Raw genomic sequence first — 19,524 nt, 5'->3', positions numbered from 1 at the left:
CTGCCGATCGCTGCTGGCCATCGCGGCAACAGGCGCGCGTTGATAGCGGCGACCAGCGGGGCGGTGGCCGCCCACCAGGCCGGCCGTCAGCGCTCAGTCTTGCAGCAGCGCGTCCAGCTTGCCTGCACGCTCTAGCGCGGCCAGATCATCGAAGCCACCGACATGCTGCTCGCCGATGAAGATCTGCGGCACGCTGCGGCGCTTGCTGCGCTGCAGCATTTGCGCCATCAGCTCGGGCGAGCGGCTCACATCGATCTCCTCGTAGGTCACGCCCTTGCGCGTCAGCAGCGCCTTGGCATTGATGCAGTAGGGGCAGTACGCAGTGGTGTAGAGGGTGACGGCTTGCATGGTGGACCTCCGGCGTCATCAGACGGCTACTGGTGGAAAGTCGACAACGGTTTCGGCCAGGTTGTTGAGGTAATTGGTCAGCGTCATCAGGGCGACGTTGGCTACCACCTCGACGATAGCGGCCTCGCTCAGCCCGGCATCGCGCGCGGCTTGCAGCTGCGCATCGCTGATGCGGCCACGGCTGTCGATGACCTGCCGGGCCAGGCGCGCCACGGCATCGAACTCGCCATTGCGGGCGCTGCGAATGTCTGCCTCGCTCAAACCGGCCTTGCCGGCGAACAGGGTGTGTGCGGCCAGGCAGTAGTCGCAGCCGTTGACCTGCGAGCTGGCCAGCGCCACCACTTCGCGCGCCCTGGCGTTCAATGTGCCTTTGCCGAGGGCCTGGGACAGCGCCAGGTAGCCGCTCAGCGCGGCCGGGGCATTGGCCAGGGTGGCGAAGGTGTTGGGGATGAAACCGAGGCCCTTGCGGATGCCTTCCAGTTGCGCCTGGGCGCTGGCAGCGGTTTGTTCGAAGGGCAGTGCGGCGATGCGAGTCATGGTGAGTCTCCAGTCTTGATGGTGAGCTTGTCGTTCAAGCCTGGAGCCAGATTATTGAAGCGAGCTGGCCTTTCGGATTCAGATCGTCGATGTTATGCGACAGATCGTCCAAGAGTGCGAAATGACCATGGATCGCCTGTCCAGCCTGCTGCATCACTTCAATCTGCACGCCAGCACCTTCCACCGTGGTGGCTTCTGCGGCACCAGCAGCCATGGCGAGCATGAGCCGCACGGTTACATCCACCTGCTGCGTGCCGGGCGCATGAGCTTTCGCGAGGGCGATGGCCGCGAACTGCATCTGGCCGAGCCGAGCCTGATGCTGGTGGCCAGGCCGCGCCTGCACCAGATGAGCGCCAGCGAGGCCGACGGCGCCGAACTGGTCTGCGCCACCCTGGCCTTCGATGGTGGCATCGACAATCCGCTGTCGCGGTCGCTGCCCGGGGCCATCGTCAAACCCTTGCGCGAACTGCCGAGTCTGAGCGGTTGCCTGGACTGGCTGTTCGCCGAGGCGGCGGGGGAGGATTGCGGGCGTGAACTGGTGCTGAACCGCCTTTTCGAGCTGATGGTAATCCAGCTGCTGCGCCATCTGATGAACAATCGCGAACTGGCCTCGGGGATGATCGCGGGCCTTGCCGAACCGCGCCTGGCGCGCGCGCTCAATCGGATGCATGAGAAGCCGCAACATGGCTGGTCGGTGGCCGAGTTGGCTGCGCTGGCCGGCATGTCGCGGGCCAGTTTCGCTGCGTATTTTCACCAGGTGGTAGGCGCTACGCCGGCCGATTATCTGGTGGGCTGGCGTGTCAGCCTGGCGCAGAAGCGCCTGCGTGAAGGCAGGCCCATGGCACTGATCGCCGATGAGGTCGGCTACGAAAGCCCCTCGGCCCTGGCCCGCGCGTTTCGCCGCAAGGTGGGAACGAGCCCCAGTGAGTGGCTGAAGCAGGGCGGTTGAGTATCACGCGGCAGCTTTGATCTGCGGCAATCGGGCTGCTGATCGGGCTCGACCACAGTGCCCCGATAGTGCATGGTGGCGCCCCACGCTGCCTGCTTCGAGAGTCGCGCCATGTTCGAAATCCAAGCCATCGACCCCGCCTATTACCGCCAGCAGACACGCCGCAGCACGATGGTGATCGCGGTCGTCTTCGTGGCGCTGGCCATGCTCTGCGCCACGCTGAGTACGCAGGTGTTCGGCACGCCCGGTGGCGACAACTTCAAGTGGAACCTGCTCGGTGTGGCAGCGGGTCTGATGCTTACCGTCGCCCTGGTGCGCCAGCAGCTATGGTCGCGGCCATTCATGGCACCGGCCGTTTATGGCTGGCGGCTCAAACGCAGCCTGATGCGCATCACCAACGTCATGCATCACGTCAAGGCGGGTGTGGCGCAGGGGGATGAAAGCGCGATGAAACTGCTGCGTTTCTATCACCTGGGGGTCACCCAGATGCACCAGCTCGACGGCAATTCCAGTGAGCTGAGCCAGATGGTGCGCGAGATCGACGACCACCGCGAGGCGATGCAGCAGCGTGGGCTGGATATCCAGCAGACGCGGTTCGATCCTGCCTCGTTGGAGTGGGTAAAGTCCTTCAACTGAACACTTCGTTATCGAGTCACAATGACTTATTTGCTGTTATTTTGACTTTTCTTTTCTGCTGTCATTAGTACCTTTATTTTTCTATCTATTTGTTTTTAAAGATAAAAATATGTGGCACGAGATCTGACTATCTCCGGGTGCAATGCCTATTACAGGAGAAAATCAGATGAAACCCCTTGCCTTGCTCGCTTTTTCCCTTGGCCTTGCGGCCACCAGTGTCTTGCAGGCTGCCGAAGTGGTCGCCGAGCGTGAGGAAAACTCCATCGGCGCCGGCTTCGGTGGCCTGTCCGGCCTGATGCTCGGCGCTGCGGCTGGCGGCCCCGTCGGTGCGCTGGTTGGCGCTGCCGCCGGGCTTTGGTCCGGAGCTCAGGTTCAGTCCGCCAGTGGCAACAGCGGTACTGCCTATGTCGTGCGTCATGAAGACGGTCGCGAACAGTGGGTGCGCTCGCCTAATGAGCGCTTCGAGTTGGGCCAGCAAGTGGAAATGAACGGTATCCGTCTGCTGGCTCAGTAAACCGATTTGGCTGGGAGGTTACTCAGCCACCGCATTCACTTTTTCGCTTCGAGGACTTTTCATGAATACGAATTTTCAGGGCCGTCTGGCGGTCGTGACCGGGGCCAGCTCGGGTATTGGGCTGGCTGTGTGCGATCTGTTGCTGCAGCGCAGTGCGCGAGTGCTTGCCTTCTCGCGGCGCCTCGGTGCACTGGCCGCGTTGCAGGCGTCTTACCCCGAGCAGCTGCACTGGTGCGCCGGCGACGTCACCGATATCGACTCTCTGCACGCACTGGCCGAGCGGGCCGGGCGACTCGGTGCCGTGGATTATCTGGTGCCCAATGCCGGTATCGCGCGGCTCGCGCCGGGCGGCGACATGCAGGCATTCGAGCAGCAGTGGCGGATCAACGGCGCTGGCGCGGTGAATACCTTCGAGGTGATCAAGCCGCATCTGGCGCGGCCGGCGTCCGTGGTGTTCATCAGTACGTTCCTGCGCCAGCTTGGTTTCGCCGGGCTCGGTGGATACATCGCCAGCAAGGCAGCGTTGTCGGCGCTGGTGCGCAGCCTGGCACTGGAACATGCCGGCGAAGGGCTGCGGCTCAATCTGGTTTCGCCGGGACCGACGGCGACGCCGATTTGGAGCAGTCTGGGCTTGGCCGAGGATGCTCTGGCGGGTGTCGCCAGTGAAGTGAACAAGCGCCTGGTCAATGGTGAGTTCCTCGAACCGCAGGCGATCGCCGAAGTGGTGCTGTTCCAGCTGGGCAACGGAGCACGCGGCGTCTATGGTCAGGATTGGGTGGTGGACAAGGGCTATACCCTGCAGTGAGCGGTTCAGGGGCGGGCATGGCTGCCGCCCCGACTGCGCGACATATCCCCTGACATTTGCTCAACCTCGTGGCCAACGCTTAAAGGTTATTGAAAGGTTCGCCTCTTAGCCTCCCCACGCGCCTTTCGCGTGCTTACAAGAAAAAGAGGAGAAAGCGGTTTGTTGACCCTGATTGGCCTGTTGACCATTTGCAGCCTGGTTGTGCTGTTGCTCATCGGGCGCATGTCGCCTGTTCTGCCGTTGATCGTGGTGCCGCTGCTCGGCGCCTTGGCCGCGGGTTTCGGCCCGGAGGCAATTTCCGGTTTCTTCACCGATGGCATCGGCCGCGTGACGGCGATCGCCACCATGTTCGTGTTTGCCATCACCTTTTTCGGCGTGCTGCAGGACACCGGGCTGTTCCGCCCATTGATCGGCGGCATGGTGCGACTGACCCGCGGCAACGTCATCGCCGTCACCGTGGCCACGGCCATCATCGGCATGCTGGCGCACCTCGATGGCGCTGGCGCCACCACCTTCCTGCTTACCGTTCCCGCGCTGTTGCCGCTATACAAGCAGCTGCGCATGAGCCCCTATCTGATGCTGCTGTTGTTGGCGCTGGGCGCCGGTATCTTCAATATGGTGCCCTGGGCCGGGCCGTTGGGGCGCGCCGCGGCGGTTACGGGTATCGACGTCACCGAATTGTGGCGTCCGCTGATCGTCATTCAGGGCATCGGCGTGGTGCTGTTGATCGCCCTGGCTGCCTTGCTGGGCGTACGTGAACAACGCCGCATCGCCGCTGGCAACAGCAGCGACGAGGGCGTGCTGGTGGATACCAGTGGCGACCTGCATACCACGCCCAGCGACGAGGAGCGTGAACTGGAGCGCCCGCAACTGCTGTGGGTCAACGCGGCGCTGTTCCTGCTGGTACTGGTGGCGCTGTTCACCGGAATCCTGCCGGCCGGCTATGTATTCATGATCGGGCTGTCGCTGGCGCTGTTGCTCAACTACCGTGGCGGCAAGGCGCAGATGCAGCGCATCGCCGCGCATGCGCCGGCCGCCCTGAGCATGGGCATGATCATTCTGGCGGCGGGGTCGATGCTCGGCATTTTCACCGGCACCGGCATGCTCACTTCCATCGCCCAGGATCTCGCCGGCGTGCTGCCAGCCTCTCTGGTGGGCCAGATGCATATCGTGCTCGGCCTGTTCGGCCTGCCGATGGAGCTACTGCTTAGCACCGACGCCTATTACTTCGGCCTGCTGCCGGTGACCCTGGAAGTGGTTGCGGGACATGGTGTGGAGCCGGCCAGCGTGGTCTATGCGCTGATCATCGGCAATATCATCGGCACCTTCATCAGTCCGTTCTCGCCGGCGTTGTGGCTGGCTCTGGGCCTGGCCGGGCTGGATCTGGGCCGGCACATCCGTTACTCGCTGTGGTGGATGTGGGGCTTCTCACTGGTGCTGTTCGGCGCCGCCTGGGCGCTGGGCATGTTCTAGACCAAACTCAGCGTGTACTGCACGCGCCCGGGTTTGCTCGTAATGCTGTTCACTTAAGGTTGCACACGTTTGGCTCCCCTCTCCCATTTATGGGAGAGGGGTTGGGGGAGAGGGCCGCTCGGGCGTGTTGCATCTGGCGGACGGGAGGCGTTAGCTGATTTCCACCTGGTAGCGGAAGTTTTCCGCTGCCGCGCGTGACAGGCGATATTCCAGCGGGGCGCGGTCATAGCCCAGTGCGGTTCGTTCGATCACCACGCTCGGGCTGGCTTCGGCGACATCGAGAATGGCCGCGAGCTCGGCATCGGCGGCAGAAACCGTGAGGGTCTCCTTCGCCGAAGCGATGCGCTGGCCGCAGTGCTGCTCGTAAAAGGGATAGAGCAACTGCGGGAATTCATCCGGCGTGAGCTCCAGCAGCGCGCCGAAACGCGAAGCGGGTAGCCAGATGCGCTCGTGGAACAGCGGACGGCCGTCGATCAGGCGCAGGCGCTGGAGGAAGACGCAGCGTTCGCCTTCCGCCAGTTGCAATGCCTGGCGTGCTGCCGCGTCCGCAGGCTCGAGGCGGCATTCGAGGATGCGGCTCTGCGGCACCTGCGACTGGCCGCTGGCGCTGACCTGACGGAAGAAGCGAAACAGCGATCCATCGAAGTTCGGCCGCCGCACGAAGGTGCCGCGGCCCTGGGCGCGCAGCAGCAGCCCCTCCGCAACCAGGGTTTCCACCGCCTTACGCACCGTGCCCACGGCCACGCCGTACTGGCGGGTCAACTCCGCTTCGGTGGGGATGGCTTCGCCGGGTAGCCATTCGCCTGCGGCAATCTTGCCCAGCATTTCGTCTCGTAGCCGCTGATACAGCGGCAGGCGTTCATCCTGTCCCAGTGCCGTGGTGCTCATAAATCTCAAATCCGCAATTCGACCGGCCGTCACTTTACCACCGGCGGGTGCGTTGACAGCACTGGAACTCTATCTATACAGTCATCTATTCATATATATGACTATATGTGCAGAGATGGCTGCCTCACGAGCGGCCCGAACAAGAACGACAGAGGTATTGCTTCGTGACGCCCATGCCTTATGCCGGTATCACCGGCATCGACACCCATGCCCACATATTCCGTCAGGACCTGCCCATGGTCCCGGGGCGCCGCTACAGCCCCAGCTACGACGCCACCGTAGAGCAGTACCTGGCTCACCTGGATGCCTGCGGCCTGTCTCATGGCGTGCTCATCCAGCCAAGCTTTCTCGGCACCGATAACCAATTCATGGTCGAGGCGTTGCAGCGCTTCCCCGAGCGCTTGCGCGGCATAGCGGTAGTCGAGGCGCAGATCAGCGATAGCGAACTGGACGAACTGGCCGCGGCCGGGGTAGTGGGTGTGCGCCTGAACCTCATCGGCAAGGTGCTGGAGGACTACACCGGGCCGGCCTGGAATGGCCTGTTCCGGCGCCTGGCGCAACGTGGCTGGCAGGTGGAGATCCAGCGCGGCTTCGGCGATCTGGCGCTGATCCTGCCGGCGATTCTCGAGTCCGGCTTCACCGTGGTGATCGATCACTTTGGCCTGCCGGCGCCGAGCGTGCAGCTGGACGATGGCCAGCATGACGCCTTCTTCGATCTGCTCGGCCAGGCGCCGGTGTGGATCAAGCTGTCGGCAGCCTACCGCAGCCAGTCCGACCTGGCCCGAGCCCAGGCCATCGAGGCGCGCCTGCGCGAGGCCTGTGGTGGTATCGGCCGCTTCCTCTGGGGCAGCGACTGGCCCAACACTCAGTTCGAGTCGCAGACCCGCTACGATCAGCAGTTCGCGCTGCTCGAGGCCCTCTTACCCGACCCCGAGGAGCGCCGTCGCGTTCTGGTGGACAACCCCGCAACCCTGTTCGGTATCGCCTCGGCGTAAGCGCCGCTCACATCAGAACAACAAAAGGAGTCAAATCATCATGATGAGCTTGCTCGTCGTCGTCGCGATCGTTCTTGCCGTCGCGCTGGGTTACACCACCAAGATCAACATCGGCCTGTTCGCCATCGCCTTCGCCTACCTGCTCGGCTGTTTCGGCATGGGCATGAGCCCGGGTGAGATCATCAACATGTGGCCGCTGAAGATCTTCTTCGTGATCTTCTCGGTCTGCCTGTTCTACAGCTTCGCCACCGTCAACGGCACCCTGGAAAAGCTCGCTGGGCATCTGCTGTATCGCTGCCGTGGCGTGCCGCACCTGCTGCCCTATGCCATTTTGCTGACTTCGGGGGTGATCGCTGCCATGGGCGCCGGTTACTACACCGTGCTGGCCTTCATGGCACCGCTGACCCTGCTGTTGTGCCAGCGTACCGGCATGAGCCTGATTCTCGGCGGCATGGCGGTGAACTACGGTGCGCTGGCCGGGGCCAACTTCGTCTCCAGCCAGAGCGGCATCATCTTCCGCGGCCTGATGACCGGCGCCGGCATGCCCGAGAGCGAAGCCTTCGTCAATGCCCTGGCGATCTTCGCCAGCACGGCGATCATCCCGGTGCTGGTGATTTCCGCCTTCGTCTTCCTCGGTGGCCATGGCCGCAACCTGAAGAACGCGGTACTCACCGCCGATCTGCCGGAAGCCTTCAATCGCGAGCAGAAACTGACCCTGCTGCTGACTCTGCTGATGATGGTGCTGGTACTCGCTGCGCCGCTGGCGTTGCTGGCCTTCCCGGACAACGCGACGGTCAGGTTCATCAACAGCAAGGTAGACATCGGTCTGATCGCCAGCGTCTTCTCGGTCATTGCGTTGCTGCTCAAGCTCGGTGACGAGCGCAAGGCGATCGCCTCCGTGCCCTGGGCCACGCTGATCATGATCTGCGGCGTCGGCATGCTGATCTCGATCGCGATCAAGGCCGGCACCATCGATGCGCTGGCGTCCTGGATCGGCGGCAACATCCCGCCGCTGATGGTTCCAGTGGCATTCGGTGTGGTGGCGGCGCTGATGTCGATCTTCGCCAGCACCCTGGGCGTGGTAACGCCGGCATTGTTCCCGATGGTGCTGCCACTGGCGGCTTCGATGTCGATCGATCCGATGATCATCTTCGTCGCCATCGTGGTCGGTGCGCAGGCCACCTCGATCTCGCCGTTCTCTTCGGGCGGCAGCCTGCTGCTGGGCTCGTGCACCGATGACAAGGCGCGCTCGACGCTGTTCTCGCGACTGCTGCTGCGCGCTGCGCCCATCGGCTTCGTCGCCGCCATGCTGTTCAACCTGGCGCTGACCTTCCTGTTTTGATGAAAAAGGTTCTTCGCATAGTTTGGGGCTAGTGTGAGCCGATACCGGATTGGCAAGTTTGTGTGCTTACCGCTTACTGACTTAGCACTATCCATTACCGCGTGTACTGAACGTTTGGGTTGCGCCCCTTACGGGCGCCACACCTTTCTTGCTTGCCCAAGAAAGGTGTGCCAAAGAAGGGCACCCCGACATCCGGGTTTCGCTTCGCTCAACTCCCCTCGCTCCGGCGCCGCTCCGGGGGCCGGCTTACAAGGGCCGTCCATGGCCCTTTAAGCCTTTCGCCGCATCCATGCGGCTCATCCCCCTACGCAACACCTCCACTCGGCCTCCTGAAGGGGACCAGGTCGCGAGCTTGCGACATCTCCGGAAGACCAACGTCGGCAGCGTTTGGCTTTTGCTCTTGAAGCGCGATCTCACAGACGACGCCCAAGTCCCCTTCAGGAGGCCGAGTGGAATCACCGTGGAAGGGGTTGAGCGACATGGATGTCGCGAGAGCCGTGATGGGCCAGGGATGGCCCTTCGCGGCGTACCCCTGGAGCGGTGATGGAACGAGGGGACCCCGGCGCAGCCGGGGCCGTATGCAGGGGTGTGTTTCTTTGCTTACTTTCTTTGCACAAGCAAAGAAAGTGAGTCGCCCGTAAGGGGCGAAACCCATCAGGCCAGGCGGCGTGCTAATGGATAGTGCCAAGTCATCGACAGCTGACACTTAATTGCCAGTCTGGTGCCAAGCGTATCCCCCGCGAGAATGCGAAGAACCTGAAAAAAACCGGCATCGCGTGATGCCGGGGTTCTATCCCCGCAAGTCCGTATCGCTATTTCAGCCGATAACGCGCCAGTTCATCCTGGCCCAGCAGACGCAAGCGCCCCGGCTCTAGCTGATAGATGTCTTCCGCCAGACGCACGTCGACACCCATGTCGCGAAAGTACTTGGCCGGGCTGAACGACTGGCGGCCGTGGGCAGCCTGAGCCTGAGCTGAGTCCCCGGCGGGGAAGGGTGGGCGGCGCAGGGCGACGTGGCCGTTGATGGTGCGCTTGGTGCCGGCAGCGAGCAGGTAGATGCAGCTGCCCTGGCACATACCACCTGAAGGCACCAGCGCCTCGAAGCCGGTTTCGCGCAGCAGGCGGCCCATGCGTATGGCTTCCGGAGCGCTGCCGCCGATGCTGTCGAGCAGCACGACCTTGCGCTTGTGCTTACCCGGATTGGCGCGCAGGCCAGCCAGCAGTTTCTCGTAGTCGCCTGGAACGATCTCTTCGGAAATCTTCGCAGCCAGCATGCCGGCATTGGCCTCGACTTCCACCTGTGCCTGGACGCTCAGGGCGGTGAAAAGGGTGGTGGCGATCAGGGCGAAGCGTAAACGCTGAACAATCATCGGGCGGGTTCGTCGGTGGCTCGGGAGGTAGAAGATACCTTGCCCGAGTCACCTCACGCACCTGTTCAGATCGCTGCGTTTTTCTGCTGCACCTGCCACGCCCAGACGAACAACAGCAGGCCGCCGATGGCGGTCGCGGCGCCGATGTAGCCGGTCACCGTCCAGCCCATGCCGGCGCTGATGGCCAGGCCGCCGAGCCAGGGGCCGAGCGCGTTGGCGACATTGAACGCGGCGTGATTGGAAGCGGCAGCGAGGGTCTGCGCGCCAGTGGCGACGTCCATCAGGTGGGTCTGCAATGCCGGGCCGAGGGCGATCATGGTGCCGAGAGCGAAGATCGCCGGCAGGATCGTCCACAGGCTGTGCGCCGCGAACGGGAAGACCAGCAGCACCAGCGTGCTCCAGGCCAGAATCCAGGCCACGGCGCGCAGACGCAGGCGGTCGAACAACCAGCCGCCGGCGCTGTTGCCGACGATGCAGCCGGCGCCGAACACGCCCATGGCCAGCGGAATCCAGCCGGGGCCGACCTGGGTGACGTGCAGCAGGGTCGGCGCCATGTAGCTGAACACGCAGAACATCCCGGCAAAACCGATGGCGCCGATGCCCAGGGCCAGCCAGATCGGCGCGCGGTTGAATGCGCGCAGCTCGCCCGACGGGCTGCTGCGCTGCTCGTTGGGGTCTGCCGGGAGGAAGATCGCCACCATGGCGATGGTGGTGATGGCAATCACCCCGACCAGGGCGAAGGCGTAGCGCCAGCTCATGAACTGGCCGAGCCAGGTGGCCAGCGGGTTGCCGATCAGGATCGCCACGGTCAGGCCGGCCAGCACCCGGCTCACCGCCTTGGCACGTTTGTGCGGCGGCGCCATGGACGCCGCCACCAGCATGGCGATGCCGAAGTACGCGCCGTGCGGCAGGCCGGCGATGAAGCGGAAGATCAGCAGCGGCTCGTAGCTCGGCGCCAGTGCGCTGGCGAAGTTGCCGAGGGCGAAGCAGCCCATCAGCAGCAGAAGCAGGATGCGCCGTGGCAAACGCGCGCCGAGCAGGGCCAGCACCGGTGCGCCGACCACCACGCCGAGGGCGTAAGCGCTGATCACGTGGCCGACTTGCGGCTCGCTGACGCCAAGGTCGGCGGCGACGTTGGGCATCAGCCCCATGATGGCGAACTCGCCGGTGCCGATGGCGAAGCCGCCGAGGGCCAGGGCGAGTTGAATGAGAAGGATCGCGCCCGGCGACAGATGCGTCGCAGCGCTGGGGGAAGGCGTGTTCATGAGTGACCTGGAAGGGGGAAAGCAAGCGCGGAATTATAATCTCCGAGTGTCGTGCCTGGATATTGCCGCCCGCTCTATATCGGGCTTTGAGACGAATGGTCGGCGTTGTTCAGGGCTTTCACGTAATCGACGAAGGCGCGCAGCGGCGCCGGCACGTTGCGCCTGCTGTGGTAGTACAGATAGGGCCCTTCGAAGTGCTGCCACCAATCATGCAGGATGGGTTGCAACTGGCCGCTGGCGAGATGCGCGGCGATGTATTCCTCGAAGGTGTAGAGAATGCCGTGGCCGGCGCAAGCCGCGGCGATCAGCAGATCCTGCGATGAGCTGACCAACCTGCCCTCCGGGGCGATGCGCAAGGTGCGTCCATCCTGTTCGAACTCCCAGACGCCGAGCTTGCCACTGGCGAAACGGTAGCCTAGCAGGCGGTGCTCGCTCAGTTCGCAGGGATGCTGTGGCGTGCCGTGCCGCTGCAGATAGCTGGGCCCAGCGACTGCCATGAAACACTGCCGGCGCGGCCCGATGGGGATGGCGATCATGTCCTTGGCCAGGCTTTCCTCGTAGCGAATGCCGGCATCGTAACCGGCGCCGATGACGTCGATGAAGGTGTTGTCCATGTTCACCTCCAGCGCGATGCCGGGGTAACGCGCGAGAAAACCGTCTAGCAGTTGCGGCAGGATGTGCCGGGCGATCACGCCAGGCACATGCAGGCGCAGCGAGCCAACCGGATGCTGCGGGTCTTCCTGCAGGTCGTTGAGTGCGGTGTTGATTTCGTCCAGCGCCGGGCGCAGGCGCTCCAGCAGGCGCGCGCCGATTTCCGTCGGCGTCAGGCCGCGCGTGGTGCGGTTGAGCAGGCGCACGCCCAGTTCCTTTTCCAGGCGGCGGATGCAGTCGCTGAGTGACGAGGCTGACGTGCCGCGGCGCTGCGCTGCGGCACGGAAACCACCGGCCTCGACCACGGCGGCGAACAGAGCGATATCGGACAGATTCGGTTGGCGCATGGCGGCGACCGGCTAATGGCGAAGCCTTCGATAATGCGGCGCAGCGCCCGCTTTGCCAATCCTGACACGGTGCTGGGTGGCAAGCGTGGGAGCGGCTTCAGCCGCGATCTTCGCCGTAGCCGGATTGCATCCGGGCTACGGTTCGCGCCTTTGAAACCTCCGGTAACTGTACGCCTGACCGTACACCCTGTGCGGTCGTGACCGGCTTATCGAACAGTCTCTTTGCTTTCACCCTATGTCCTGCGCCGTTGCTTGCTTTGGCGCATCGAGCTAACGGACAGGAGGAAGCTGTAATGAGCAAGAGAAACGAAGCGCGGCTGGGCCATACACGCCGTGAAGCATTGAAACTGTTCGGCATGGTGGGCGGCAGTCTTGCCTTGCAAGGTGTCTTAGGCGGTGCGCCGACGTTCGCCTGGGCCGACCCTGCAACGGGCTGGCAGGCGACGGACATGCCGCCTTTGACCGGCAAGCGCATGCTGGTCACCGGTGGCACCAGCGGTATGGGCTTCGAGGATGCCCTGGCCCTGAGCGGGGCCGGAGCGCAGGTGATCATTGCCGCGCGTAACGCGCAGCGTGGCGCCGAGAGCATCGAACGCATTCGTACCCAGGTGCCGAATGCGCGGGTGCGTTTCGAACAACTAGACCTGGCCGATCTGGCCTCGGTACGCAGCCTGGCCCAGCGCGTGAATGCCGAGGGCGAGGTGCTGGATGTGCTGATCAACAACGCCGCGATCATGGCGCCGCCGCAGCGCGGCGTGTCTCGCGACGGTTTCGAGATGCAGCTGGCGACCAACTTTCTCGGCCATTTCGCCTTGACCGGTTTGCTGCTGCCATCGCTGCGCAAGTCATCCGATCCCCGCGTGGTGACGCTGGCGAGCATCGCGGTCAATCGTGGTCGGATCAATTTCGACGACCTGCAGTCCGAGCGCAGCTACGACCCCTATGCGGCTTACGCCCAGTCGAAGCTGGCCTGCCTGCTGATGGCCTTCGAGCTGCAGCGGCGCAGCCTGGCCAACAACTGGGGCGTGCGCAGCATCGCCGCGCATCCTGGTGTGGCCGTTACCGAACTGGTCGAGCGCGGTCCCGGACTGGAAAGCGAGTTCGCCCACGAGTGGGCGAAGGATCGCGAGGTCTATCACTCGGCGGCGCATGGGGCGCTGTCGTCACTGTTCGCGGCGACGGCGGCTGAAGCCGAGGGTGGTCGTTACTACGGGCCGACCGGCGAAGAGGAAAAACGCGGCCCAGTGGGGCTGGCAAGAGTGCCGGCTGCCGCGGCGGATGCCGATGATGCGGCGCGCCTGTGGTCGGTGGCCGAGCGCCTGACGGGCGTGAAATACGGCTGAATCTTGGCGCGCCTCGAGGCGCGCGCCCTTCGAGGATTTTCCCATGTCATCTTCAACGATGGCGCAGCGCGTGGCCGTGGCCATCAACGCGCAGCGCAGCGAGCTGTGGCCGGCGCTGGCCGGTTTCACTCTGTTCTTCTGCCTGTTCTCGGGCTACTTCATGCTGCGGCCGATCCGCGAAGCAATGGGCATCGTCTCCGGCGTAGAGAACCTGCAGTGGCTGTTCACCGCCACCTTCGTGGTGATGCTGATCGCAGTGCCGTTGTTCGCCTGGCTGAGTTCGCGGGTGCCGCGGCTCCATTTCATCGACTGGGTGTATGGTTTCTTCACCCTGAACCTGGCGTTGTTCGCCCTGTTGTTCTTCAGTGCGGATGAAAGCGTGTGGCTGGCGCGCAGCTTCTATGTATGGATTTCGGTCTACAACCTCTTCGTCGTCTCGGTAGCCTGGAGCCTGATGGCCGACGTGTTCGACAGCGAACAGGCCAAACGCCTGTTCGCCTTCATCGCCGCTGGTGCCAGTGTCGGCGGCTTGGTCGGCCCGGCGCTGAGTGCCTTGCTGGTGAGCACGCTCGGCCAAAGTGGCTTGATTTTGCTGGCCGCGGTGCTGCTGGCCGTGGCGCTTTCGCTCAAGCAGGTGCTGATGCGCTGGCGCGAGGAGGGTGGTGCGGGGCGTGCCGGCGCCGTGCAGGCGGAGAGCACACGGCGCCCGGTGCCGGGCAATCCGTTCAGCGGTCTGATGCGCGTGCTGTCTTCGCCCTACCTGTTTGGTATCGCCGGTTTCGTCATCCTGCTCGCGACGGCCAGCACCTTTCTCTACTTCGAGCAGGCCCGCCTGGTGGCCGAGCTGTTTCCGGATCGCGCTGCGCAGGTGCGGGTGTTCGGGGTGATCGATTTCGTGGTGCAGGCCGGTGCGCTGATCTCCCAGCTGTTCATCACCGGGCGCATCGCGCGACGCCTGGGTGTGCGCGTGCTGCTGGCCTGCGTACCGCTGCTGGTGTGCGTCGGCTTCATCGGTCTGGCCTTGATGCCGACCTTCGCCATGCTCGCAGCGCTGATGATCGTACGGCGCATCGGCGAATACGCCTTCGTGCGGCCAGGACGGGAGATGCTCTTCGCGCCGCTGGATGCCGAGAGTAAGTACAAGGCGAAGAACTTCATCGACACCGTGGTCTATCGCGCCGGCGATGCCATCAGTGGCTGGCTCAAGAGCCTGCTGGACATGCTCGCCCAAGGCGCCTTGCTGGTGGCGCTGGTGGGCGCGGCCAGTGCGGCGCTGTGGGGGCTGCTCGGCTGGTATCTGGGGACCCAGGCGGACCGCAAGGCCGCCGAGCGGCGGGAACTGGTGACCACATAGACCGAACTTGGCAGGAGCCGCAAGCACGGCTCCTGCAAGCTCGTCAGCTGCGCGCGGGGATGTTCAGGCCGCGCTGCACGGCCGGGCGCGCGAGGAAGGCGTCGAGCACGCGGCGCACGTTGCCAAAGCGTTCGAACTGCACCAGGTCGCCGGCCTCGTAGAAACCCACCAGGTTGCGAATCCAGGGGAACACGGCGATGTCGGCGATGCTGTACTCGCCGGCGATCCAGTTACGCCCCTGCAGGTGCTGGTCGAGCACGCCGAGCAGGCGAACGGACTCGGCGACGTAGCGATCACGCGGGCGCTTGTCCTCGTACTCGGCACCGGCGAACTTATGGAAGAAGCCGAGCTGGCCGAACATCGGCCCCAGGCCGCCCATTTGCCACATCAGCCATTGAATGGTCTCGTAGCGTGCGGCGGCGTCCTGTGGCAGCAACTTGCCGGTCTTTTCCGCCAGGTAGATCAGAATCGCCCCGGACTCGAACAGCGGCAGCGGGTGGCCATTCGGCCCGTCGGGATCGAGGATCGCCGGAATCTTGTTGTTCGGCGCCAGCGAAAGGAACTCGGCGCTGAACTGGTCGTTGCTCTCGAAGCTGACCAGGTGCGGCTCGTAGGGCAGGCCGATCTCCTCCAGCATGATCGAGGCCTTGACGCCGTTGGGCGTGGGCAGCGAATAGAGCTGCAGGCGCTCGGGATGCTGCGCGGGCCATTTGCGAGTGATGTGGAAGGGGCTGAGGTCGGTCATGTGCAGTTCCATGTCGAATGGGCCTAAGAGCCTGTTCACGATCTGCTGCGCGTCGGCGCTACTGCGTTAAAAACAAGCTCGGAATGCTCATGTACAAAAGTACACTCTGCTTCCTCGCTTGTTCTTGCCTTGTATCGCTCTAGCTCGCGAGATCCTGAACAGCCTCTACGAAAGGGGCGATCAGAACACGAGTGGCAGGTACGCAGGAAATCGATCCAGCAGCTACTAGTCATCGACTCGGACGATTCTGCCTGGTTCCCTGTGCGCGACCGAGGCGGTATGGTGCGGGTTTTCATCCACCCGGCACGGAGCCCATCGGCATGAGCCTGCACGGTACCTACGATTCCCAGAACATCTTCGCCCAGATCATTCGTGGCGACCTGCCTTGCTACAAACTCTACGAGGACGACGATGTGCTGGCGTTTCTCGATCTGTTCCCGCAATCCAAGGGCCACAGCCTGGTCATCCCCAAGCGCGCCGCCGCCCGCAATATCCTGGAAATCGACGAAGCCAGCCTGGCCAAGGTCATGGCCGTGGTGAAGAAAGTTACCCAGGCTGTCGTGGATGAATTGCAGCCGGCTGGCGTACAGGTGGCGCAGTTCAACGGCGCGCCTGCCGGGCAGACGGTGTTCCATATCCACATGCACGTGATCCCGCGCTTCGAGGGCGAGGGGCTGGGGATTCACGCGGCCACCAAGGCCGATCCGGCCGAGCTGGAAGCGCTGCAGGCGCGTCTGGCGAAACGTCTGCAAGGCTGAAACGACATCGCCCCGGACGAGCGTCTCGACCGGGGCATCAGGCGGGCGGTGATTTAGCCGTTCTGGCTGCTCAGACCGCCCCATTCGACGAAACGCACCGCGTGCACCTCACCCTGGCTGTCGCGGTAGACCAGTACACTCGGAACCACGCCGCTCTTCTGACTGTTGTCGGTGCGCTGCAGTACCTGGTCGATATCCAGATGCATGCCGTACTGGTACTGCTGTACTTCCACGTTGCTGATTTCAGAAGCCTTCTCACTGGCGAAAGCGATAGGAGCGAAGGCGGCGAGGAGGGTGGCGTTGAGGGCTGCGAATTTCATCTTGATAGTCTCCGATAGGTGGCGCCGGGAAGGTTGGCGCTGGGCTCGAGAGAGATGAAAACACTGTGCCCTTCATTGCAGAAATCGATGCTTCTGCTAGCGAAAATCGCCGCCATCGATACCTTGCTCACAGACGCGCCAAGCCCAATACTCAGCCGGCACTCATTTGCCCATGGAGGGCTTCATGCGTTCGATCCTCATCGCTCTACCCCTGGTGTTGCTGGCTGGCTGTTCGTCGTTTCGAGGTAACCCCGAGGATATCAAGCCGGTGCCGGAGGACCGCCTGCTGGCCTTTCAGGATGCGCAGCAAAATGGCGCGCAGATCGTGGTCAACCGCGATTTCGGCATGATGGGCGGCGGCTGCTACGTAGCCATCGAGGTGGATCGCAAGGTCGCCGCGCGCATCGGCGTCGGTGAGGTCGCAACCTTCCAGGTACGCCCGGGCACTCGCGTGGTCGGTATCACGCCGGATCGCATGGACGACACCCTGTGCGGCATGGGCCGCCTGCTGCGCGAAGTGGCCGTGCCGGTGAAAAGCGGGGAAGTCCAGCACCTGCGCATCGTCAGCCAGAACAAGGGCGGCTTCGATATACGCCCGGACAAACCTTGATGACCGCGCTGGCGCTGTGCGGGCGGTCATACCGCCAGTGATGCCAGACGGTTAGTATTCCCTGCAGCCAATCAGGGAGCACGAACGTGAATGGATTGCCAATCGCGATAGTAGGCGCAGGGACTGCCGGCCTCGCCACTGCCATATTCCTCGCCCGTCAGGGCTATGCAGTGCGGCTGCTGGAGCGGGTCGAACAGCTGCAACCGGTGGGGGCCGGTATCCTGCTGCAGCCTTCCGGCCTGGCCGTGTTGCAGCGCCTGGGCCTGCTCGCCGAATGCACCGCACTCGGCGCACCGGTCAGCCGACTGTACGGCACCAGCTGCCAGGGGCGGGTGATCCTCGATACCCGTTATCACGACTGGCAGCCCGGCAGCTTTGGCCTTGGCATTCACCGCGGTGTGCTGATGACGGCGCTGCTCAATGCGGCGCAGCGCATTGGCGTGCAGGTGCAGACCGGGGTGAGCGTCAGCCGGTTCGAACAGGCAAGCGGTCATGTCCGCCTGTTGCATCAGGACGAAGAGGGTGTTGAGCGACCTCTGGGGGATTTTGCCGCGCTGATCCTGGCCGATGGCACCCGTTCGACCCTGCGCGCGCAGATGCAGGTGCGCCAGTGGTCGCGGCCGTATCCCTGGGGCGCTTTGTGGAGCATGTTGCCGACCTCACCGGCGGCCGAAAGTGGTGAGCTGCGCCAGTGGTATCGCGGCTGCCGGGAAATGTTCGGGCTGATGCCCACCGGCTGCACCCATCAGGCGCGCGAATGTTCGCTGACCAGCCTGTTCTGGAGCCTGCCGCTCAGTGAGCACGAGAGTTGGCGAACGAGTGGCCTGGATGCCTGGAAAACCCGTGTGCGCAACCTGGCTGGCGAAGCGTCGGAGGCCTATCTGCAGCAGATCAATGATCCCGCGCAATTAACCCTGGCGGCCTATGCCGACGTGCGCATGCAGCACTGGAGCGATGGTCGCGTCCTGGCCATCGGCGACTGTGCCCACGCCATGAGTCCGCAATTGGGCCAGGGCGCCAACATGGCGCTGGTGGATGCTGCCGCGCTGGCCGATGCGCTCGACAATGCGGGTGATGAACAGCAGCATGCGCTCGACTGGAGCGCCATCTTCGTCCGTTATGGCGAAGCTCGACGGGACCACCTGCGTTACTACCGCCAGGCCAGCCGGCTGTTGACGCCTCTGTTCCAGTCCAACAGCAACACTCTCGCTGTGCTGCGCGATATCGCCCTGATGCTCGCCCGGCATAACCGCTTCGGGCGCCAGCATGCGGTCAGCACGCTGGTCGGTGCGCGCAGCGGCTGGCTATGGTCCGGCGCGCAGAAGCGCGAGCTGCATGCCTGGACCGGTGAGCGGGAGGCGTGGGAATAACCCCACGCTGTTCAGTTGCGCTGCAGATCGAGCAGCGCCTTCTGGCTCAGATCCAGCCACTCCTTGTGCAGAATCCGGTAATGCCGAGCGGAGCGGCGGGCGTGGGTATGGATCTGCTGCAACAGTTCGATGGCTTCGCGCTGGCGCCCCTGTCGGCGCAGCAGCAGGGCATAGCGATAGTTGGCTTCCGGGCCGGCGCTGTAGCTGCCAAGCGCGCGGTATTCCTCCTCAGCCTTGAGAACGTTGCCCTGGCCTTCCAGCGCACGGGCATACAGCAGGTGGCCCTCGGTGGAGCGGAAGTCCGGGTTGTGCGCGATCAGTTGGTCGAGGCTTGCCTGGCAACCGGCGAAATCGCTTAGGGCGAAACGCGCCCTGGCCAGGCCGAGGAGGATGTCCGGGGCATCGCTGTGGATACCCCGCAGAGCCGCCTGATAGTGCTGGGCCGCCTCTTCGGCCTGCCCCATGCGCAGCAGCTCGTCGGCCAGGTTGACGCGGGTATCGCGCGTGTCGCGGATTTCCAGCTCATCGCGCAGGGTGCGTAGATGGCGCTGCGGGTCGATGCTGTCGTGCAGGCGGTTGAGCGTGCGGCGCCCGCGGCGGCTGCCGAGCAGCTCAGGCAGCATGATGCCGAGAAAGTAGATCAGGCAACCAAGGCCCGGCAGGGCGATGATCAGGTACAGCCAGTAGCGATCCTGGCCGCTGCGAACCACATGCAGGCCGCAGGTAACTTGGCAGGCGATGACGAGGAGGGCGAGCAGGGGCATGGTGCGGTCCAGTCCTTTGGAGTGCGAAGGGCGCCCATGAGAGCACGGATCGGCCTGCTTGTCAGGTGAGCCATGCACGGCTGTGGCATGCGTCACGTGATAGGCTGCGCGGCTGATTCCATGTTCATCAGGATGCGTGC

The 19,524-nt window shown here is 63.9% G+C and carries 21 protein-coding genes; 12 read left to right on the top strand and 9 right to left on the bottom strand.

Features of this window, described 5'->3' with window-relative positions; all coding sequences use genetic code 11:
• Positions 1–93 precede the first annotated feature (93 nt).
• The gene (grxC, locus tag B2U07_RS04605) at positions 94–348 is read right to left on the bottom strand and encodes a glutaredoxin 3 (protein ID WP_161866540.1); all 255 of its coding nucleotides are present in this window, start codon (positions 346–348) and stop codon (positions 94–96) included.
• Between the two features lie 18 nt (positions 349–366).
• Positions 367–885 carry a carboxymuconolactone decarboxylase family protein gene (locus B2U07_RS04600; protein WP_212630119.1) on the bottom strand — a complete coding sequence of 173 codons (519 nt, stop codon included), beginning with the start codon at positions 883–885 and terminating at the stop codon, positions 367–369.
• A gap of 121 nt (positions 886–1,006) precedes the next feature.
• On the opposite strand from B2U07_RS04600, the gene B2U07_RS04595 reads away from it, so the two are divergent.
• The 5 genes from B2U07_RS04595 (at position 1,007) to B2U07_RS04575 (ending at position 5,262) form a co-directional block, all read left to right on the top strand.
• Positions 1,007–1,834 (top strand): AraC family transcriptional regulator, encoded by an 828-nt coding sequence (locus B2U07_RS04595; protein WP_161866538.1) that lies wholly within the window; start codon positions 1,007–1,009, stop codon positions 1,832–1,834.
• Positions 1,835–1,945: 111 nt separating this feature from the next.
• Positions 1,946–2,470, top strand: coding sequence for a DUF3087 domain-containing protein (locus B2U07_RS04590; protein WP_275544536.1), 525 nt, complete (start codon positions 1,946–1,948; stop codon positions 2,468–2,470).
• 166 nt (positions 2,471–2,636) lie between these two features.
• Positions 2,637–2,984, top strand: coding sequence for a hypothetical protein (locus B2U07_RS04585; protein WP_275544537.1), 348 nt, complete (start codon positions 2,637–2,639; stop codon positions 2,982–2,984).
• A gap of 61 nt (positions 2,985–3,045) precedes the next feature.
• Positions 3,046–3,789: an SDR family NAD(P)-dependent oxidoreductase gene (locus B2U07_RS04580; RefSeq protein ID WP_275544538.1), complete on the top strand. Its 744-nt coding sequence runs from the start codon at positions 3,046–3,048 to the stop codon at positions 3,787–3,789.
• A gap of 159 nt (positions 3,790–3,948) precedes the next feature.
• Complete coding sequence (locus tag B2U07_RS04575) at positions 3,949–5,262, top strand: CitMHS family transporter (protein ID WP_212630123.1); 1,314 nt, start codon at positions 3,949–3,951, stop codon at positions 5,260–5,262.
• Between the two features lie 150 nt (positions 5,263–5,412).
• On the opposite strand, the gene B2U07_RS04570 is transcribed toward B2U07_RS04575, so the two are convergent.
• Positions 5,413–6,150, bottom strand: a complete 738-nt coding sequence (locus B2U07_RS04570; RefSeq protein WP_275544539.1) for a GntR family transcriptional regulator — start codon at positions 6,148–6,150, stop codon at positions 5,413–5,415.
• Positions 6,151–6,323: 173 nt separating this feature from the next.
• Between B2U07_RS04570 and B2U07_RS04565 the strand changes: the two genes are divergently transcribed.
• The gene (locus tag B2U07_RS04565; protein WP_275545320.1) at positions 6,324–7,145 is read left to right on the top strand and encodes an amidohydrolase family protein; all 822 of its coding nucleotides are present in this window, start codon (positions 6,324–6,326) and stop codon (positions 7,143–7,145) included.
• 40 nt (positions 7,146–7,185) lie between these two features.
• Positions 7,186–8,487, top strand: coding sequence for an SLC13 family permease (locus B2U07_RS04560; RefSeq protein WP_296276000.1), 1,302 nt, complete (start codon positions 7,186–7,188; stop codon positions 8,485–8,487).
• 812 nt (positions 8,488–9,299) lie between these two features.
• On the opposite strand, the gene B2U07_RS04555 is transcribed toward B2U07_RS04560, so the two are convergent.
• From B2U07_RS04555 to B2U07_RS04545, 3 genes are all read right to left on the bottom strand, one after another.
• Positions 9,300–9,857, bottom strand: coding sequence for a hypothetical protein (locus B2U07_RS04555; RefSeq protein ID WP_275544540.1), 558 nt, complete (start codon positions 9,855–9,857; stop codon positions 9,300–9,302).
• A gap of 65 nt (positions 9,858–9,922) precedes the next feature.
• Positions 9,923–11,122 carry an MFS transporter gene (locus B2U07_RS04550; protein WP_275544541.1) on the bottom strand — a complete coding sequence of 400 codons (1,200 nt, stop codon included), beginning with the start codon at positions 11,120–11,122 and terminating at the stop codon, positions 9,923–9,925.
• Between the two features lie 74 nt (positions 11,123–11,196).
• Positions 11,197–12,120, bottom strand: a complete 924-nt coding sequence (locus B2U07_RS04545; RefSeq protein ID WP_275544542.1) for a LysR family transcriptional regulator — start codon at positions 12,118–12,120, stop codon at positions 11,197–11,199.
• Positions 12,121–12,413: 293 nt separating this feature from the next.
• On the opposite strand from B2U07_RS04545, the gene B2U07_RS04540 reads away from it, so the two are divergent.
• Together B2U07_RS04540 and B2U07_RS04535 are read left to right on the top strand one after the other, a co-directional pair.
• Positions 12,414–13,463 (top strand): SDR family oxidoreductase, encoded by a 1,050-nt coding sequence (locus B2U07_RS04540; RefSeq protein ID WP_275544543.1) that lies wholly within the window; start codon positions 12,414–12,416, stop codon positions 13,461–13,463.
• Between the two features lie 43 nt (positions 13,464–13,506).
• Positions 13,507–14,817, top strand: a complete 1,311-nt coding sequence (locus tag B2U07_RS04535; RefSeq protein ID WP_275544544.1) for an NTP/NDP exchange transporter — start codon at positions 13,507–13,509, stop codon at positions 14,815–14,817.
• Positions 14,818–14,860: 43 nt separating this feature from the next.
• On the opposite strand, the gene B2U07_RS04530 is transcribed toward B2U07_RS04535, so the two are convergent.
• Positions 14,861–15,562 carry a glutathione S-transferase N-terminal domain-containing protein gene (locus B2U07_RS04530; protein ID WP_275544545.1) on the bottom strand — a complete coding sequence of 234 codons (702 nt, stop codon included), beginning with the start codon at positions 15,560–15,562 and terminating at the stop codon, positions 14,861–14,863.
• Between the two features lie 320 nt (positions 15,563–15,882).
• On the opposite strand from B2U07_RS04530, the gene B2U07_RS04525 reads away from it, so the two are divergent.
• Positions 15,883–16,320 carry an HIT family protein gene (locus B2U07_RS04525; protein ID WP_197855979.1) on the top strand — a complete coding sequence of 146 codons (438 nt, stop codon included), beginning with the start codon at positions 15,883–15,885 and terminating at the stop codon, positions 16,318–16,320.
• Between the two features lie 53 nt (positions 16,321–16,373).
• Here the strand turns inward: B2U07_RS04525 and B2U07_RS04520 are convergent, their stop codons facing one another.
• Positions 16,374–16,640, bottom strand: coding sequence for a DUF2790 domain-containing protein (locus B2U07_RS04520; protein WP_197855978.1), 267 nt, complete (start codon positions 16,638–16,640; stop codon positions 16,374–16,376).
• A 184-nt stretch (positions 16,641–16,824) separates the two neighbouring features.
• On the opposite strand from B2U07_RS04520, the gene B2U07_RS04515 reads away from it, so the two are divergent.
• A complete protein-coding gene (locus tag B2U07_RS04515) occupies positions 16,825–17,250 on the top strand; it encodes a 3-isopropylmalate dehydratase (RefSeq protein ID WP_275544546.1) in 426 nt (141 codons plus the stop codon).
• 86 nt (positions 17,251–17,336) lie between these two features.
• Positions 17,337–18,620, top strand: a complete 1,284-nt coding sequence (locus B2U07_RS04510; protein WP_296275995.1) for an FAD-dependent oxidoreductase — start codon at positions 17,337–17,339, stop codon at positions 18,618–18,620.
• Between the two features lie 11 nt (positions 18,621–18,631).
• Here the strand turns inward: B2U07_RS04510 and B2U07_RS04505 are convergent, their stop codons facing one another.
• Positions 18,632–19,384: a tetratricopeptide repeat protein gene (locus B2U07_RS04505; protein ID WP_275544548.1), complete on the bottom strand. Its 753-nt coding sequence runs from the start codon at positions 19,382–19,384 to the stop codon at positions 18,632–18,634.
• Positions 19,385–19,524 lie beyond the last annotated feature (140 nt).

The organism is Pseudomonas sp. UBA7530, assembly GCF_002479365.1.
Classification (GTDB): Bacteria; Pseudomonadota; Gammaproteobacteria; order Pseudomonadales; family Pseudomonadaceae; genus Aquipseudomonas.
This window is presented reverse-complemented; position numbering and strand designations above follow the sequence as displayed.

Excerpts from the sequence above, each read along its gene's own strand:
- grxC (WP_161866540.1), bottom strand. The coding sequence starts at position 348 with ATGCAAGCCGTCACCCTCTACACCACTGCGTACTGCCCCTACTGCATC.
- B2U07_RS04600 (WP_212630119.1), bottom strand. The coding sequence starts at position 885 with ATGACTCGCATCGCCGCACTGCCCTTCGAACAAACCGCTGCCAGCGCC.
- B2U07_RS04595 (WP_161866538.1), top strand. The coding sequence starts at position 1,007 with ATGACCATGGATCGCCTGTCCAGCCTGCTGCATCACTTCAATCTGCAC.
- B2U07_RS04590 (WP_275544536.1), top strand. The coding sequence starts at position 1,946 with ATGTTCGAAATCCAAGCCATCGACCCCGCCTATTACCGCCAGCAGACA.
- B2U07_RS04585 (WP_275544537.1), top strand. The coding sequence starts at position 2,637 with ATGAAACCCCTTGCCTTGCTCGCTTTTTCCCTTGGCCTTGCGGCCACC.
- B2U07_RS04580 (WP_275544538.1), top strand. The coding sequence starts at position 3,046 with ATGAATACGAATTTTCAGGGCCGTCTGGCGGTCGTGACCGGGGCCAGC.
- B2U07_RS04570 (WP_275544539.1), bottom strand. The coding sequence starts at position 6,150 with ATGAGCACCACGGCACTGGGACAGGATGAACGCCTGCCGCTGTATCAG.
- B2U07_RS04565 (WP_275545320.1), top strand. The coding sequence starts at position 6,324 with ATGCCTTATGCCGGTATCACCGGCATCGACACCCATGCCCACATATTC.
- B2U07_RS04560 (WP_296276000.1), top strand. The coding sequence starts at position 7,186 with ATGATGAGCTTGCTCGTCGTCGTCGCGATCGTTCTTGCCGTCGCGCTG.
- B2U07_RS04555 (WP_275544540.1), bottom strand. The coding sequence starts at position 9,857 with ATGATTGTTCAGCGTTTACGCTTCGCCCTGATCGCCACCACCCTTTTC.
- B2U07_RS04550 (WP_275544541.1), bottom strand. The coding sequence starts at position 11,122 with ATGAACACGCCTTCCCCCAGCGCTGCGACGCATCTGTCGCCGGGCGCG.
- B2U07_RS04545 (WP_275544542.1), bottom strand. The coding sequence starts at position 12,120 with ATGCGCCAACCGAATCTGTCCGATATCGCTCTGTTCGCCGCCGTGGTC.
- B2U07_RS04540 (WP_275544543.1), top strand. The coding sequence starts at position 12,414 with ATGAGCAAGAGAAACGAAGCGCGGCTGGGCCATACACGCCGTGAAGCA.
- B2U07_RS04535 (WP_275544544.1), top strand. The coding sequence starts at position 13,507 with ATGTCATCTTCAACGATGGCGCAGCGCGTGGCCGTGGCCATCAACGCG.
- B2U07_RS04530 (WP_275544545.1), bottom strand. The coding sequence starts at position 15,562 with ATGACCGACCTCAGCCCCTTCCACATCACTCGCAAATGGCCCGCGCAG.
- B2U07_RS04525 (WP_197855979.1), top strand. The coding sequence starts at position 15,883 with ATGAGCCTGCACGGTACCTACGATTCCCAGAACATCTTCGCCCAGATC.
- B2U07_RS04520 (WP_197855978.1), bottom strand. The coding sequence starts at position 16,640 with ATGAAATTCGCAGCCCTCAACGCCACCCTCCTCGCCGCCTTCGCTCCT.
- B2U07_RS04515 (WP_275544546.1), top strand. The coding sequence starts at position 16,825 with ATGCGTTCGATCCTCATCGCTCTACCCCTGGTGTTGCTGGCTGGCTGT.
- B2U07_RS04505 (WP_275544548.1), bottom strand. The coding sequence starts at position 19,384 with ATGCCCCTGCTCGCCCTCCTCGTCATCGCCTGCCAAGTTACCTGCGGC.